Here is a 15,056-nt window from a genome sequence, read left to right as displayed (position 1 = left end):
TGTCCTTCGGTTCGTGAAAGGTACCGTTCTCCCTCTGTCACGCCGTGCGACGGTGTTGACGAGGGCGGTAGGACGTGGTGGGCGACGGGAGCCTTTAGTCCCAGCCCGGGTCGGATGGGGCGGCGTCCGGTGCCGACTGCGTGGCCGCGACGTGGGCCGCCGTCCTGTAGAGACCCCCGGTCCCTGCGGCGGTTTCGGCGCCTGCCTCCAGAGCGATCGCGGCAGCGAGCCCGACCGCGACCAAGCCGGTCCTGCGAACGATTCTTTCGAGCTTCATCTGTTCCCCCCAGAACTATGTGATGCGCGGCTCGTTCTCGGCCGCACACGAGGATCCTCACGTCGATCCCTGAGGCCCGAAAGGGCCATAATTCTGCGTTGCACAGAACTGCACTCCGGCCGTCCGTTCCGGTAAGGGGCCGCACGGCCGAAAGGGAGAGGAACGTATGCGCGACGCTGCCGTCACGGGTAAGGGAGACCGGATCCGCTGGGTGGAGGTGCCGGGAGACGAGCCGGCCCGGGTGTACCTGCACGGGCTGGGGGCGAGTTCGCCGCCGTACTACGCGGCGGCGGTGGCGCATCCGCTGTTGGCGGGGCGCAGGTCGCTGCTGGTTGACCTGCTGGGGTTTGGCATCAGCGACAGGCCGCGGGATTTCGGGTACACGCTGGAGGAGCACGCCGACGCGCTGGCCGTCGCGCTGCGGGCGGCCGGGGTGGTGGGAGGCGAAATGGTCGCCCACAGCATGGGAGGTTCGGTCGCGATCGTGCTCGCGGCCCGGCATCCGGAACTGGTGTCGCGTCTCGTGGTCGTTGATGGCAACCTCGACCCGGTGACACCGGTTCGCGGAGCCGCCGGAAGCAGCGGGATCGCGGCGATGTCGGAAGCGGAGTTCCTCGCGGGCGGCCAGGAAACGCTGAGGGATGTGGTGGGCGAGCAGTGGTGGGCGACGATGCGCCTAGCGGGCCCGGAGGCGCTGTATCGCAGTGCGGTCCATCTGGCCCGTGCCACCCGCCCCACCATGCGATACCTGCTGAGGGACCTGGCGATCCCCCGTACCTTCCTATACCCGTCGGCCGACGGACCCCTACTCGGAGGCCCCGAGATGACGTGGGGGGGCGTTCGCGTGGTGCCCGTACCGGATTGTGGGCACAACATCATGCTGGACGCCCCCGACACCTTCGCCCGCCTGACGGCCGCCGCACTGACCACGAGCTGACTCTCGTCATGCACTGTTCTCCTGCCTGCCGTTGGGGTCCCACACCGACCGGAATTCCGATAATCGGGCGGAAGTACCGCGGTGCGATGACGGCGAGTGGCAGCAGGAAGTTGCAGCCGGATCAGATGAGGTGGTGCACGTGCCGCAGACGAAGCTGGGAACCTTCAGCTGAATGACCGCTGGACCTCAAGCCTCCCTCTTCCGATGCAGGACGGCCGACCTGGCTGCCCAGGCCAATACGCTCTGGCTTCGCATGGACAGCCCGAGTCGGTTCCAGTGGAAGATCACGTGGTAGCTCAGGACCTGCCGCAGCCCGCGATCGAGCGTTCCTTCCCATACGGCGTGCCTGAGCGCTTGGCCCGTGTTGCGAAAGGCGGTCGCCCACTCGGCGACCGGCTCCAGCAGGCCGCCGGGGCGCAGCAGGGCGCCTTCGTCGGCCAGGAGCAGGGGACGTATTTCACCGGCGCGGGCGTCGAGGCGTTCCCTCGGTACGTCGCCGATGGCCGAACGGTGCTCGTCCGTGATGACGCGATGCCAGACGTCTCCCTGCTCGTACCACTCCAGTCCGGCGGCGCGCATCATGATCGTGCAGAGGAGCACGGACAACTCCCGCGGTCCGACCGGCAGGTCGTTTCGGTCTCGTAGGCGCTGTGCCTGCCGGCTGTCGGTGACGAACAGGGCGTGTGCGGCCGTCATGCTGGCCTCGCCTCCGAACGCTGCCGTCTCCGGCTCGTAGATGCCGGGCAACCACCGGTGCAATTGTCCGAAGGCGACGAGGCGGTCGAAGCTGTCGCCGAGCGAGAGCTCGGCTTCTGGCCCGGACAGCCCGTGGAGCCGCAGGCGCCAGCAGGGGTGCTTCCTCGTGTACCACCAGCCGTCGATCGTGCGCGCTGTCTCCGCTTCGAGCAGTACCGGCAGGACGTGGGCGAGGAAGACGGCGTCGGCGTTCGTCCAGTCGGTGAAGTGCAGGTAGACCTGCCACCAGTCGGTCTCGGCGGCATTGCGGGACAGCGCCTCTCGGCCCGCGTGGTTGTAGACCGCGACGGCGTCGGACAGGACTGACGGGTCCATCCGGTTCTGCTGCGCGGTGTCGGGGATGGGAAGGCCGGCCATCACGGCGAGGACCGCGCGCTGGACTGGACCGGGGTCGGGTTGGGTCAGTTGATCAAGAGACATGCGTCCCATCCGGTGGTCGGCGCCTGCTGCGAGGCGTAGGTGGTGAGGGCGAGTGCGGTTCCGGCTTCGCCGTTGATCAGCCCACTCGGGGCGGGGCCACCGGGTCGGGCGGCTCCGGCGAGCGTCTCGCCGAGGAGATTCGGCAGTGTCTGAAGTCGGGGGTCGCGAGCGTCGGCGGCGGCACGGTAAGCGGTCTGGTAGATGCCGGCCCAGCCGTGGCACAGCCCGGCGTCAGTAACGTGCGAGAGCTGTGCAGGGTCGGTCAGTGCCCGGTACAGGGCGTCCTCGTAGAACGCCTGGAGGTCGGGTGCGTGTAAGGCAATCCCTGCGAGTTGCCCGGCTCGCGCGATGCCCGTCGTGCCGTAGCACCAGCTCGGTCGTGCGGGGGCGTCGTGGTGAGGGCGTCCGCGTTCGAGGTCGCGGCGCGAGACGTGCTCGGGCCACCACGGGCCGGAGGGAGCATGCTGGCACCAGGCGTCGAGGTGTTCGCAGATGGCCAGCATGGCTTCCCGGTGGCCTTCGACGGTGATGTCACGGCGCAGCGCTTGGGCCAGGAGGAGCAGCGGGCCCGTGATGCCGTGCGCCGCGCCGAAGTTGGCGTGTCCACCGGGGAAGAGGGATGACTCACCGCGCGCCGGGTCGTGGCGAACCCACCAGCCGGGGAGGCCGCGCTTTCCAGGCGTGAGCGGGCGGGTCAGGGCGACGAGATACCCGAGGACGCGTCCCAGCGCGGTGCCCCCGGGGTCGGTGCGCAGGAGGTAGGCCCCGAAGCCGGTGAGGCCGTAGAAGAGGTCGTACTCCGCGAACGTGGGCAGGTCGTGATTGCCGATGCGCGTGAGCGCCGCTTCCACGCGGCGGTGGGCGAGTGCGGTGATGTGCTGGTGGAGAGTTCTGTGTGCCGGGGCGTACAGGTGCTGATAGGCGGGCGGAACCGTGGCGAGGACGAAGCCGATGGCCGGAGCTGCGAGGAAGAGGCCGGCGATGTCGGCTGCACTGACAGGGTCGGCGGCAGCGGCGGTGATCCACCGGTGGGCGGGGTGCCAAGGGCGGCCGTACCGGGCGGCCATCTCGATGTGCAGGAGGCTGATCCCGGCGGCGCCTTCGGCGAGAGACTGCATTGCCCACGGTTCGTCCGGTGACGGGGCAGGTGGGTCTGCCAGCCGGTCGGTGTACTGGTCCAGCAGCGAGGCGGCCGTGGTGTTCGGGGCGGTCATTGGCTTGTCCGCCGGTGCTGGAGGGCGGCGTTGCGTACGAGGCGTAGTGTCGTGGCCTCGGCGCTCGGGCTGACGCCGAGAGCCCGGACGTGATGCTGGTGAACCAGGGATCGGGCGACGGTGAGTGGATCGCGCTCGCGGCCCAGGGCGTGCCGGTAGACGTTCAGCGCGCTGGCGCGGGACCGCCATGCGTCGGCGACCTGAGGGCCTCCGGGCAGGGCTACGAGAGCGGATCTCCCGTCAGCTGCGGCGAGTTCGAGCATTTGGCTGCGCAGGGCTCGGTCGAGCTTTCCACTGCCCTGTGGAAGGTTGCGCACTAGCCACTCCTCGGCTTCGGCGGCGTCCGGCGCGAGCTGCGTGACCAGGTCCAGTGCACTCGCCGCGGCGATGGCCTGTGGAGAGTAGGCGTCGGCGCGCTCGGCGAGCCGGATCTGCGCGAGGGCGGCGGCAGAGTCCGTCGCGAACACCTGGTGCGCGGCGTCCATGGCGGCCCCGTGGCCGTAGCGTCCGGTCTGTGGGTGGTATGCCGTCAGGGCGATTCCCGATGACAGCCCGAGATTGCGAAGTGCCTCCGCCCACTCGCGAGCGTGCTTGGCCGCGGCGCCGTACGCGCCCTGCGGTAGTTGCAGTGTGAGATCGAGGTGCTGATCGGCGTCGGGTCGCGCCATTTCCCGATAGCGGGTGAACCACCAGGTCGGCGGGGCGTCGCCGAATGCGGCGAGAAGGCGAGGCAGGTGCCCGCTCAGGATCTCGTCGTACCGTCCCGGATGGGCATGGAGCTGGGCGTGGAAGAAGTCCCCGACCCTCTGGGCACTCGACTCCGTTGCTGCCTGACTGTGGTGCTGCTGCTGGGGCTCCTTGGTGTTCTCAGGTTCGGGAGCGCCAGTGTGTTCAGGCTGAGTGAGCCCGAGGGAGAGCCATACCTCGTGCGCACGACCGATCCAGCCGTGGGCGTCATTGGCGGGGACTTCGCGCAGGTCCAGGCGTCGAAGGTTGTCCAGAGCGGAGCGCAGCAGGCGGCGGTGGACGGGATGGGTCATGTCCAGTGGAAGGCGCTGGTCGTACTCCAGCATGGCGACACGATCCGGTACGCGGAGGCGATCTCGCCAGGCGTCGAAGGCTTTGTCCCACTGCGCCGTTGAGGCCGTCCGGCCGGGCAGGTCTTCGGCGGTCAGCAGCCAGCGGGCCTGGGCGAGGATGGTGCGCCGGTAGCGCACCCTGGGCAGGAAGGGCAGCCGGGCGGCGGCGCCGAAGTCGAAGGGTTTGTAGGCGGCGTACCGCGCGGTGGCGACCTCGGCGAGGAAGCGCGCGAGCGGCGGTGTCTGGGTGCCGGCTTCGAGTGCGTGCAGGACTCGTACGTCGATGCGGTCACCGGTGGAGAGCCGTACGAGGTGGAAGGTGCGCGCGTCGGCGGTGACGGCAACGTCCGCGAGAGGGATCGTCGTCTCGTCGGTCGTGTGGTGGCCGGACAGCTCGATGACGTGCGGCAGCACGCGTGGGGTGCGGGTGACGTTCTCGTTGCGGCGGCGGCGCGGAGGGAAGACGAGCTGAGTGGCGAGCGCGCCCGGGCTGCCGTGGTAGGTGGCGGCCAGTGCGTCCTGCTGGGCCGGAGGCAGAATGTGGGCGAACCGGCCGGCCATGCTGCTGCCCGGTCGTGGGACGGAGGTCAGCAGTACGTCGAAGTCACCGCCCGCGAGCGCCGCGGAGCTGGGCGCGTGGACTTCGAAGGCGACTTCCACCCGCGGCACGAACAGTCGCTCGTCACCCCCGGCAGCCTTCTCCAGTGCGTCGACCATCGCATCGGTGAGCCGGAGCTCGTCCCGGCCGTCCATGAGGACCTGCTGCACCATGGCGAGGAGCACTTCGTCCCGGTCGGTGAGCGGCTTCGGCGCGAGGCCGCGTTCGGAGCCGATGTACCCGGCCGGTAGTCCGAGGCCGCTGTCGGCCACCAGGCTCATCACGGGTACCACGGCGCCAACTCCGTACCGGGCACGGAAACGGCGGTGGTATTCGCGCCAGTGCTGGTAGCCGTAGGGCTGCGGTGTGGTCCGGTAGAGGCGCGATACGGCAGCTTGCACCTCCGAGACCACCGCCTGCGGAAGCTGCACCTCGGCGTCGATGGCGGTATCGACGAGCAGAGGCGTCGAAGTGACGGGGGAGAGATCGCGCATCCTCGCCGAGACGGCTCTCACGCCGGCGCCGGAGAGTTCGGGCCGCTGCGCGGAGATCTCCTCCCGCACCGCGTTCAGCGCCAGGACCAGAGCCCGTACTTCCGGCACGGTGTCTGCCTTGCGCTTGTCCAGCTCGCGACATAGGTGCTGCAAGGCGTCCACGGTGGTCATAGGGGCCCACAGGCTGGTGATGAGAAGTTGCTGTTCGATCAGGCTGTCGAGGAGGGCATCGATCTTCTCGTCGGTGGCCTGCGGAAAATCGGCGCGCAGGCGGGCACGGAGGTCGCGGTAGGTGATGGGGCTGCGGGCAGTCTGCATGGCGGTCGCCACCGGGCGAGTGAGACGGACGGACACCTCGGCGGGGGCCAGCAGCCTGGCGTAGCCGTCCGCGGGCGGGCCCGGTGCCACCAGTCGATCACCACGCGTGTGGGCGGCGTTGTTGGCGACCAGCGGTAACCGCCTGAGCAGTTGGGGGCTGCGCTGGAGGCGCGCGATGATGTCGGTGATCCATTCCGCGTCGGGCCGGATTGCCACACGGTGCTTGTTCCTCCATCGCACCTCGGGGCGGGAGCCGACCGTCAGGGGAGCGGTGCCGGCGAACAGGCCGAGCGGCGTGGGACGGTGCTGCCACCGTAGGAGGTATGAGGCTGTGGACAACGCCGTACGGAGGACGTGCCGTGGATCGCTCTGCCTGCCCTCGCTCACGGCCTCGATGGCAGCGGTAAGGGCCGGGGTGGCAAGTTCCAGCGCGCTGCGAACCTCTGCGCGCTGCCAGACATGCTTCAGCCACCCACGCGTGACGGTCGCGTCGTCCAGGTCGAGGGTGCGGGGTACGTCGGCCGGCGCGGGACTGGTGGTCGCGCGCAGCATCGCGAAGCCCTGCCACCGGTAGTTGGCGACTGCTCGGGGAGCCATGAGTCCTTCCTTCATGCAACGCGCGGGAGGGTGGGGCCGGTGGGCCGGGCGCATCGCTACGCCTGGCCCACCGGCAACGGAGTGGCCTGGATCAGGCCGGGTCCTCCACGAAGGAGTTGCAGGCGGAGGAGCCCGTCGCGCACGTGGAGCCGCAGCCGTCGCCGGTGCTGCACATGAGCTTCCCGTACGCGTGCTCGGCGATGACGATCTTCACGTCCAGCGGCGCGAAGTCGTCGTCCAGGTCTGCCGGCGGGGTGGGCGGGGCCAGCGTGGTGCTCGTCATGGTGGTGCCCTTCCTTCTGTTTCGGTGATGTGGAACCGCCTGGCTCCCTGCGCTACGCCGAGGGCCAGGAGAGTGAGATCCGGCTGTGCACCTTGTCGATGACCCGTTCGGCCGGGATCTGGTCGTCGGAGGTGCCGGCCGGATGGACCCGGATGACCGGGCCGGGGCCGCCGCGCCGGTTGGTTTCCCAGTCGCGCAGCACGTCCGCGACCTTGTCGGCGAAGGGCTGCGCATGCGGTCCGAGGGCGTGGACGCCGTATTCGACGTGCTTGTTGTCCTCGGTGCGTCGGGTGACGAGGTAGGCGAAGGTGTCGTCCTCGACGGCGGCGAGGGTGAACCGCTTGTTCGCCGGGGTGACGAGGCCCGTGTCCAGATCCTCGTCGACCGTCATCGTGCAGAATCCCGGCAGGGTGATCGCCATGGTCATCTGGAGGGTGTCGAGTAGTTCGGAAAGGCCGATGGTGACCCCGGTCCACAGCTCGTGGCGCGGCGTCGTGACGGCGTTGTCCAGCCGGTGCGGGTCCGCGGGCAGACCGTCGTCGAAGCGCAGCCCGATCTCCGGTGTGCCGTTGACCAGCAGGAGTTCTTCTCGATGAGCGGTCGAACCCTGCATGGGGACGAAGCCGCAGATCCGCGCCGACTCACTTTCCAGGTGGGGGCCGTGCTCACCCGTGACCTGGGTGAAGGCGACCGAGCGGGTCAGGCCCCGCATCCGCAGCGGCACAACGAGCCGGCCGCCCTGCTTGAGCTGCGAGGTCCAGGCGGGGGAGACGTCCCAGGCCCCCGCGGTCACCATGACGACATCAACCTGGCCGAGGTCCGGGACGGGCTCGGCCGCGTCGGCGGTGACCACACGGACCCTTTCGTAGCCGTGCTGATCCAGGAGCCGGCGAGCGCGTTCGGTGACAGCAGGGTCGATGTCGACGGTCACGACCTCGCCGCCCTCGCCGACGAGTTCGGCGAGATAGGCCGCGTTCAGCCCGCCCGAGCCGATCTCCAGTACCCGCATGCCGGGCCGTACACGGGCCTGCTCCAGCATCATGGCCTGGACCTGCGGGGCCGAGACGGAACTGAGCTGCACGCCGTGCTCATCCGTCTTGGTGATCACGGCGGCGTACGTGTCGTACGCCTTCTCCAGGGAGGTGCCAGGTGCGAACTCGTGGCGAGGCACCTTGCGCAGCACCGCTTCGATCTCGGGAGAAGAGACCGTGCCGTCCGCGCACAGCTCGTCCACCACGTTGTTGCGCAGACGGGTCGCCTCGTCCGGATCGATGGTCGTGTTGGTCATGAACTTCCTTCGGTTGAGCGTGTCGGAGGAGACGGAGGCGATTGGCTCTCGTGCTCGGTCGCGGGCACGGAGCGAACCGGAAGAGATCACGCGACGCTCCTCACGGTCCGTGTATCAGCCAGTCGTTCGAGAAGTGTGCTGGTGAGGTCGGCCATCCGCCGCAAGTAGGCGAGGGCCTGTCGACTGTCTCCGGGTATTGCGGCTGCGCGCAGCATGAGACCGCGCTGAACGAGGCACGCCACCTGTGCGTCGCGCTCCTTCGCCGCCACCGCGATGTCCACCAGGTGGGTCAGCCCCTTGCGGAGACGCTCGGCCAGGTCCCCGAACTCGGTCTCGGGCGGAGCCTGATCGCCGAGAACATCTCCGGCATCGTCGAGGATCGCCTCCAGAGACCGTGTGCTGCGCAGTTGTCCGGCGACTCGGGCGAGACCCTCCGCGTCAAGGGGCGGCGACCACGGCGCGATCGGCCGACACCGCGGACGACGCTCCGTGAAGCCCGGCGGACACATCAGCGGCTCCCGGTGGTGAAGAGGCACCACGTGGTTGCCCCGCCGTCACTGACGCCCCAGCGCGTGGCGAGCGCGGCGACCAGGAAAAGCCCTCGACCCGAGACGTCGTCCTCGGCCGGGCAGCGCAGTTCAGCCAGCATCGCCGGATTTCCGTCCGCGACCTCGACGATCAGCTCGTCGCCGGTGCACCACACCTTCAGGCCCACCTGACCGCAGCCGTAGGAGACGGCATTGGTGACGAGTTCCGAGACGGCGAGCACGATGTCCTGGGCCAACTGGTCGGACACGCGCCACTGCCGCAGGTGAGCGCTGGTGAGGTGTCTCGCCTGGCTGACGTGGGCTTCCTCCGCCGCGAACGCCGCATCGAAGCCGCGGACGTGCGTGGGCCGGGAGACGAAGTCCGATGCGGAGCCTGTTTCAGCCGCCGGCACCTCCGGCCCGCTCCTCCGATCCTGCGACGGTCTGCTGGGCGTGCGGACGAAGGCGGAGACGTGATCTGCCACGGTTCCCACACTCCCCATTCCGGTCGGCGAACGTCAGGACAGGCGGCCCGCCTACGGGCTGCGCTGCGGTAGTGAGATGAGTCTGGGGCCGTCGCCGACGGGTGGGCATCGCCGCCGCGATATCGCCGCAGAGATATCGATCTCCGCATAGCCTGTGACTCAGTGAAGTCATGAACTCACCGAGTACGGGGGGTGCTGCCATGAAGATGCCCAACCGCGCTTGCACCAAGTGCGGGAGCGCGCTGAGTCAGTACAACTCTGGCTCCCTGTGTGCGCCGTGCTCGCGCTCCGACGCGGCACCGAACGTGCCGGACAGGGCGTGGCGTGACCCTCTCGTCCAACGTGCCTTGGCCGAATGGGACTTCGGGACGCTTCTTCGGCTGTTGCGTCGTCGATCGGGCTTGTCTCAGATGCAGATGCGCGCCCTGACGGGCTTCACCCAATCGCACATTTCCGGTCTGGAGAACGGGCGGAAGCAGCTGGGTGGCCGAGACGCCATCATCGATCTGCTCACCGGCCTCGGTGTCCCGGCGGATCTCCGGCCTCTCCTTCTGACACCGCTCGCCGGACGCCCGCAGACGGTGGTCACAGAGGCTCTGGACCCGGCGATGCCGTGGACGGCGGATCGTATGGTGACCTCACTTGAAGTTGCTGTCGGAGGTCCCGTGAAGCGTCGCAGCGTGCTGGCCGCCCTGAGCGGTTCCGTGCTCACCCAATACATACTGCAGTCGGCCGTCGCGCCCACGGAGGCGCTGGCCGCCGAGACAGGCGACGGAACGCGAGTGACCGTCCCACTTCTCGAATCGCTGCAGAGCACTACGAACGCGCTGAGAGAGATGGACGCCGCGAGCGGCAGCGGCTCCCTGGCCGGTACCGCCAAGCAACAGCTACGTGTCCTGCTCGGGCTGATGAAGACGGGTACGTACAACGACCGCACCGGACGCCGCCTCGCGGCGGTGACCGCCGATACCGCCATGCAGGCCGGTTGGTACGCGCTCGACGGCGGCAACCACGATGCCGCGCAGCGGCTGCTCCTGGGCGCGCTTCGCGCTGCTCACGCGTCGGGAGACTCGCGGCTCCGCGCCGGGGCACTGTCGTTCCTGGCCATTCACGGCTACTCCGTCGGCGACCCGCGCGACGCGGTGACCGCGGCGAGAACCGCACGGCAGGCGATCTCCGACAAGGACGCGCCGGCCTTGCACGCCATGCTTTTGACACGGCAAGCGCGCGGCCATGCCCGGTTGCGGGAGGAGCGGCACGCGCTCGCGGCCCTCCAGGAAGCCGAGGCGCTGTGTGCCCGTGGAGCTGGAGAGGACGATCCTCACTGGCTGTACTGGATCAACCCGGGCGAGATCCTGGGCCAACGTGGCAGCGCCTACCTGGAGATGGGGAAGCTGGCTGAGGCCGCCTCCACCTTCGCCCAGGCCCGAGGCGTGCTGAGCCAGGAGGAAGTCCGCACGAGGGCGCAGTTCCTCTCGCGCGCGGCCACAGCCCAGATGCGTGCGGGGGACGCCGACGCCGGGTGTGCGATCGGGGAAGAGGTCCTGATGTTGGTGAACGGCGTCCACTCCGCCCGGCTGAACGAGCACCTTCACTCGATGCTCCACGAGGCCCGCCAGTCTGGCGATACGGTCGCCACGCGGTCCTTCGTCGAACACGGCGAAGGTCTGCTGCGAGAGCGGGCGTCGGCATGATCCTCGTCCTGTGGGACATCGACCGGACCCTGCTCTACGTCGGCGAAACCGATCGCCTGGTCTATCGCGAGGTCTTCCGCGCCCTGGTCGGTCGCGCCGCCACGGCCCTTCCCGCCAGGGGGACTGGCGTCACCATGCCCCTCGCCGTGCGAGAACTTCTCTCGGCCAACGACGTGCCGACATCGTCGATCGACCACCTAGCGGGACAGATGGTTGATCGCCTCCCAGGCGAATTGCTTCGCCATCAGGAGGCGTTGCTCCGCGACGGGCGCCTGATGCCCGGGGCTGTCGAAGCGCTCAAGGCTGTGCACAAGGACCCGCAGCTCGTTCCGACGATCGTGACCGGGAACCTGAGAGAGAGCGCCGAGATCAAGCTGTCAGCCTTCGGCCTCGCCGGGTTCGTCGACACGGCCATCGGGGGTTACGCGTCCGACGACTCGCACCGCCCGGCCCTCGTCAGCATTGCCCAGGACAAAGCGGAAACGACATACGGGCACCCGTTCACGCGAGAGAACACCGTCATCATCGGTGACTCCCTCCAAGACGTCCGTACCGGACAGGAGGGTGGGGCCCGGGTCATCGCCGTCACCTCCGGCACGACCTCGGCCCAGGCTCTGACCGAGGCGGGAGCTGACCACGTCATTGAGGACCTGACAGACCCGGTACAGGTCCTGTCCTTGATCCACAGTCGGGCATAGGACTTCCCCGAGACGTTCTGCGGTTTGCGGCGTCGGGTCACCTGTGGCGCCCGGGATGTCCCGCATAGCCATGTGGCGGGGCAGCCGATGCCAGTGGACGCGGGGAGTGCGTGGGCGGTATCCGGCGGGTGCTGCGCGTCTGGGCGGCGATGGCTCGCGCGCTGGGTGGCGTGTGATGCGCCTGGCGGCGGATGCGCCAGGTGAGGGTCCGGGCCGGAGATCGGGCGTCGTCCAGGCTTCGGGTGGAAACGGCCCGTTCCAGGAGAGCCACGGGCCGGTGTCCTGCGGCCTCCGCCTGTGCGAGGGACGCGGCCAGAGCAGGCCAGGCCGGATCGTCGAGGATGCGTTCTGCCAGCTCGGGCACCGCCGAGCGGATGTGTTGAGCGTGGCGTTCGACGACGGGCACGGGCGGCTTCCGCCGGCTCAGAGCTGCCAGTGGCGCGGCAGCCGCTTGCCGGGAGGCTGCTTGCAGGTGGACAAGGGCCTGTTGAGCGGCAGCGACCTGCTGGTCGTGTTGGTGGAGTCGGTGCCAGCGCGCGGTGGCGATGACGACGAGGACGGCGACGTCGAGGAACATCGCCAGCCCGTCGCCCGAGGTGGGGGAGGTACGCAGCGCGCGGATCGCTCCGCGCAGAGCGCGAGCCTGGTCGTGTTCTGCCCGGATGCGGGAGCGGGTGGCCCGTTCGAACGTGGCGGCCGCCTGCTGGAGTGCCGGTCGAAACTCGACTGATACGAGGAGAGGAAGGGCGTCGAGTGCCTCGCCGAGAGCCGCGATGTGCGCTTGGGCGATGGCGCCGTCGCCTCGTTCCAGGCGATGGGGGATGCGCTCGGCTGCGGCGGTGGCCTGGTGCCAGGGGTCGGCCTTGCGGTGGGCGCGGGGTTCGGCGCTGGGCTGCGCCTCGACGGTGGAGAGGCGTTCGCGGATCTTGGGGAAGGACAGGTCGGGGGCGAGTGTGGAGCCGGAGAACCAGACGGGTTCGCCCGAGGCGTTGGTGTCACCTTCGACGGCTACCTTGTAGCCGCGTACGTCGCCGGAGGGGAAACGTTGGATGTCGACCACCACGCCCTCGACACCGTCGAGGAGGCGGAGGAATTCCTCCGGATCCGCGGAGACGGACACCACGGTGCGAATCGTGGCACGCAGCCGTGCGCGGGGAGTGCCGGTGCGGCCGGTGCGGTGGGCCTTCTCTTCCTCCGCGCGTGTGGGGCGCCGGGCCGCGGTGCGGTCGCCGCGCCTTACCTCCTGGAGGCCGTACTCCTTCTCCACCGCGGCGAGTTCCTTGTCGGCGGTGAGGTAGTCGTTCCAGTGACGGGCTGGCCGGAGGTCTCCTCGGACTTTGGTGGCGGCGATGTGGATGTGGTCGTCGGCGTGCCGGACGGCGATCCAACGGCAGCCGTCCGGGTCGTCCGCCGGCGCGATCCCGGTGGCCGCGACGACACGGCGGGCGATGGCCGCCCAGTCGTCGTCGGTGAGTACGCGGTCTCCGGGTGCGGCACGGAGCGAGCAGTGCCACACGTGTTGCTTCGGTGCACGGCCGAGGCGCTGGGCTTGCTTGACGCGCAGGTCGAGGTCGGCCACGAGGAGCTTCCTGCTGGCTGCGGTGTCGTCGGTGCGGCCGGGGTCGGGTGCGAAGCCGTCCCAGGAGGCTACGAGGTGGGGGTCGGTGTGCTCGTTGGCGCGGCCGGGGCCGAAGAGGTAGCGGACGAGGCCAGCGGTGCTCTTGCCATTGCTGATCTTCGCGATCACTGCGGGCCCTTTGTGGCGGCGGCCTGGTTTGTGGCCACCGCGATGTGGCGGACGGTGCTGCCGACCGCGCCGAGGGAGCGCTCGGCCTGCGCGAGCAGCGCGGTATCCCCAGGGTGTGGACAGTCGCCGGAGTTGAGTTTCTTGGCGATCTGGTTGATGTTGTGGCCGATCTTGGCGACCTCGCGGCGCAGGGCTGTCAGTTCGTCAATGTAGTCGTCGAGCTGGGTGCGCTGGCCCCGCAGGGCGAGGCCGCCGAGCAGGTGGGTCATGACGACGGCGCCGACGTAGTGGGCGGCAGCGATGTTGAGCGAGCGCGCCATGGCGAGGATGGCGGCTTTCTCGTCACTGCTGTAGCGGACGTCGACGCGCTCTTTGCGCTGGGTCTCTTTGCGTCGGCGGCGTCGGGCGACTCGGTGCAGCGCGGCGGCTTCGGCGGCACGCGGTGGCAGAGCGCTGGTGGCGTCGGCGGGCTGGTCCTGCTCGGGCACCCCCCGGTGCCCGATGTCCTCCGCCACCCCCGGGGCGGAGGACACCGCGTTGGACCGGCCCTTGGACGGTCCAACGCCATACCTTGCTCCGCCTGGTTCCGGGGTGCGGGTGATCTGCTTCTGTGCGGCTTGGGGTTCGTGTTCGACGTGGTGCAACTGGGCTCCTGGGCGCGGTGGGTGCTGGTGCTGGATGGGGGCCGTGCGGGGTCAGCCGGTGCTTGCGCTGTTCTCGTCGAGCTCGGCCTGCAGCGCGTCCTTGACCTTGTCCAGGCGGCTTCGGGAGATGGCGAATCCCTTGTCGCGGATGGCCTTCTCGATGTTGCGGCGCGAGACGCGGTCGCCTCGCCCGAGGGGAGCCGTGCGGGCGATGTCGATGGCGTGCTCCATGGGCAGGCTCGGCTGGGCGCTTCCCGTCCGTGGCGCAGGCACCGCCGCCTGCTCTGTGACCGGTCGCGCCTCGTCCTCCGCGCTCGTGGCGAGAGGCGTGGCCGTCTCACTGTCGTTCTTGTCCGTGTCGGGTTTGTGGCCCTGGTTGTTGTGGCGGTCGGCGCTGACGTGGTGGCGGGCGATGAGGAGGTAGAGGTGGACGGCTCCGGCCAGGGCGAGTGGGGCGATGGCGGAGATGACGCCGACGGTGATGTTGTCGAGGGCCAGGCCGTTGTGGCGGGTCTGCTGGTTGAGGCGTATGGCGTGCAGGACGTTGGCCCAGATGCTTGTGGCGGTGGCGAGGCCGACCAGCGCCCAGACGTAGAGGCGGGCGGGCAGGGGCGCGGTACGTAGGACGAGAAGGGCGCCGATCCCGATGGCGATGAAGCCGTCGATGACGAGCGGGAAGGCATAGGTGAGCACCGGGTGGATCTGGCTGGCGGCGGCCATCTGGCGCAGGGCGTCGTAGGAGAGCGCGAAGGCCGAGATGGCCAGCAGTGCGACACCCGCCCTGATCGCTGTGGTCAGGGCCATCGATGCGGTGGATGAGGGGGCGGGCAGCGGAGAAGGCAAGGGGGAAGCGCTCCAGAGGTACGGAGGTGGGGGCGGCGTGGCCTGGGGACGGGTGGCGAGACCCGTCGCGACTCGTCGCATGCCTGGTCAGGGCAGGTACGGGTGGGACGGTGGCATCGGGTCGACTCGTCACCGCCCCACGACCCGTCACTGCGCT

At 69.4% G+C, this 15,056-nt stretch carries 14 protein-coding genes; 3 read left to right on the top strand and 11 right to left on the bottom strand.

Features of this window, described 5'->3' with window-relative positions; all coding sequences use genetic code 11:
- Positions 1 to 94: 94 nt before the first annotated feature.
- Positions 95 to 277, bottom strand: coding sequence for a hypothetical protein (locus tag IH48_RS0103385; RefSeq protein ID WP_030898832.1), 183 nt, complete (start codon positions 275 to 277; stop codon positions 95 to 97).
- Between the two features lie 166 nt (positions 278 to 443).
- On the opposite strand from IH48_RS0103385, the gene IH48_RS0103380 reads away from it, so the two are divergent.
- Entirely contained in the window at positions 444 to 1,214 is a 771-nt protein-coding gene (locus IH48_RS0103380) for an alpha/beta fold hydrolase (RefSeq protein ID WP_030898829.1), read from the top strand.
- 186 nt (positions 1,215 to 1,400) lie between these two features.
- On the opposite strand, the gene IH48_RS0103375 is transcribed toward IH48_RS0103380, so the two are convergent.
- From IH48_RS0103375 to IH48_RS32960, 7 genes are all read right to left on the bottom strand, one after another.
- Positions 1,401 to 2,390, bottom strand: a complete 990-nt coding sequence (locus IH48_RS0103375; protein WP_030898826.1) for a thiopeptide-type bacteriocin biosynthesis protein — start codon at positions 2,388 to 2,390, stop codon at positions 1,401 to 1,403.
- A complete protein-coding gene (locus tag IH48_RS0103370; RefSeq protein ID WP_030898824.1) occupies positions 2,372 to 3,604 on the bottom strand; it encodes a lanthionine synthetase C family protein in 1,233 nt (410 codons plus the stop codon). Before IH48_RS0103370 ends, IH48_RS0103375 begins: the two co-directional genes overlap by 19 nt.
- Positions 3,601 to 6,690, bottom strand: coding sequence for a lantibiotic dehydratase (locus IH48_RS0103365; protein WP_030898821.1), 3,090 nt, complete (start codon positions 6,688 to 6,690; stop codon positions 3,601 to 3,603). The genes IH48_RS0103370 and IH48_RS0103365 overlap by 4 nt, the downstream gene beginning before the upstream one ends.
- Before the next feature lie 91 nt (positions 6,691 to 6,781).
- A complete protein-coding gene (locus IH48_RS0103360) occupies positions 6,782 to 6,973 on the bottom strand; it encodes an FxLD family lanthipeptide (RefSeq protein ID WP_030898818.1) in 192 nt (63 codons plus the stop codon).
- Positions 6,974 to 7,025: 52 nt separating this feature from the next.
- Positions 7,026 to 8,261 carry a methyltransferase, FxLD system gene (fxlM, locus tag IH48_RS0103355; protein ID WP_030898815.1) on the bottom strand — a complete coding sequence of 412 codons (1,236 nt, stop codon included), beginning with the start codon at positions 8,259 to 8,261 and terminating at the stop codon, positions 7,026 to 7,028.
- An 86-nt stretch (positions 8,262 to 8,347) separates the two neighbouring features.
- Positions 8,348 to 8,770, bottom strand: coding sequence for a DUF6415 family natural product biosynthesis protein (locus tag IH48_RS0103350; protein WP_051839017.1), 423 nt, complete (start codon positions 8,768 to 8,770; stop codon positions 8,348 to 8,350).
- Positions 8,770 to 9,201: an ATP-binding protein gene (locus tag IH48_RS32960; RefSeq protein ID WP_234434103.1), complete on the bottom strand. Its 432-nt coding sequence runs from the start codon at positions 9,199 to 9,201 to the stop codon at positions 8,770 to 8,772. The genes IH48_RS0103350 and IH48_RS32960 overlap by 1 nt, the downstream gene beginning before the upstream one ends.
- Positions 9,202 to 9,473: 272 nt before the next feature.
- Between IH48_RS32960 and IH48_RS0103340 the strand changes: the two genes are divergently transcribed.
- On the top strand, positions 9,474 to 10,967 hold the full coding sequence (locus IH48_RS0103340; protein ID WP_030898809.1) for a helix-turn-helix domain-containing protein: 1,494 nt from the start codon (positions 9,474 to 9,476) through the stop codon (positions 10,965 to 10,967).
- Complete coding sequence (locus IH48_RS0103335; RefSeq protein ID WP_030898806.1) at positions 10,964 to 11,665, top strand: HAD family hydrolase; 702 nt, start codon at positions 10,964 to 10,966, stop codon at positions 11,663 to 11,665. Before IH48_RS0103340 ends, IH48_RS0103335 begins: the two co-directional genes overlap by 4 nt.
- A 37-nt stretch (positions 11,666 to 11,702) precedes the next feature.
- Here the strand turns inward: IH48_RS0103335 and IH48_RS0103330 are convergent, their stop codons facing one another.
- The 3 genes from IH48_RS0103330 to IH48_RS0103320 form a co-directional block, all read right to left on the bottom strand.
- Entirely contained in the window at positions 11,703 to 13,412 is a 1,710-nt protein-coding gene (locus tag IH48_RS0103330; protein ID WP_030898803.1) for a relaxase/mobilization nuclease domain-containing protein, read from the bottom strand.
- Positions 13,409 to 13,927, bottom strand: a complete 519-nt coding sequence (mobC, locus tag IH48_RS0103325) for a plasmid mobilization relaxosome protein MobC (protein ID WP_030898800.1) — start codon at positions 13,925 to 13,927, stop codon at positions 13,409 to 13,411. Before mobC ends, IH48_RS0103330 begins: the two co-directional genes overlap by 4 nt.
- A gap of 180 nt (positions 13,928 to 14,107) precedes the next feature.
- Positions 14,108 to 14,860 (bottom strand): DUF2637 domain-containing protein, encoded by a 753-nt coding sequence (locus tag IH48_RS0103320; RefSeq protein WP_199809874.1) that lies wholly within the window; start codon positions 14,858 to 14,860, stop codon positions 14,108 to 14,110.
- Positions 14,861 to 15,056: the final 196 nt, after the last annotated feature.

The organism is Streptomyces sp. NRRL F-5126 (assembly GCF_000721265.1).
GTDB lineage: Bacteria > Actinomycetota > Actinomycetes > Streptomycetales > Streptomycetaceae > Streptomyces.
Note: the sequence above shows the minus strand (reverse complement) of the source record. Positions and strands in the feature narration are given on the sequence as shown.

What these genes read in the sequence shown, in the direction of transcription:
- IH48_RS0103385 (WP_030898832.1), bottom strand. Translation starts at nt 277, where the DNA reads ATGAAGCTCGAAAGAATCGTTCGCAGGACCGGCTTGGTCGCGGTCGGG.
- IH48_RS0103380 (WP_030898829.1), top strand. Translation starts at nt 444, where the DNA reads ATGCGCGACGCTGCCGTCACGGGTAAGGGAGACCGGATCCGCTGGGTG.
- IH48_RS0103375 (WP_030898826.1), bottom strand. Translation starts at nt 2,390, where the DNA reads ATGTCTCTTGATCAACTGACCCAACCCGACCCCGGTCCAGTCCAGCGC.
- IH48_RS0103370 (WP_030898824.1), bottom strand. Translation starts at nt 3,604, where the DNA reads ATGACCGCCCCGAACACCACGGCCGCCTCGCTGCTGGACCAGTACACC.
- IH48_RS0103365 (WP_030898821.1), bottom strand. Translation starts at nt 6,690, where the DNA reads ATGGCTCCCCGAGCAGTCGCCAACTACCGGTGGCAGGGCTTCGCGATG.
- IH48_RS0103360 (WP_030898818.1), bottom strand. Translation starts at nt 6,973, where the DNA reads ATGACGAGCACCACGCTGGCCCCGCCCACCCCGCCGGCAGACCTGGAC.
- fxlM (WP_030898815.1), bottom strand. Translation starts at nt 8,261, where the DNA reads ATGACCAACACGACCATCGATCCGGACGAGGCGACCCGTCTGCGCAAC.
- IH48_RS0103350 (WP_051839017.1), bottom strand. Translation starts at nt 8,770, where the DNA reads ATGTGTCCGCCGGGCTTCACGGAGCGTCGTCCGCGGTGTCGGCCGATC.
- IH48_RS0103340 (WP_030898809.1), top strand. Translation starts at nt 9,474, where the DNA reads ATGAAGATGCCCAACCGCGCTTGCACCAAGTGCGGGAGCGCGCTGAGT.
- IH48_RS0103335 (WP_030898806.1), top strand. Translation starts at nt 10,964, where the DNA reads ATGATCCTCGTCCTGTGGGACATCGACCGGACCCTGCTCTACGTCGGC.
- IH48_RS0103320 (WP_199809874.1), bottom strand. Translation starts at nt 14,860, where the DNA reads ATGGCCCTGACCACAGCGATCAGGGCGGGTGTCGCACTGCTGGCCATC.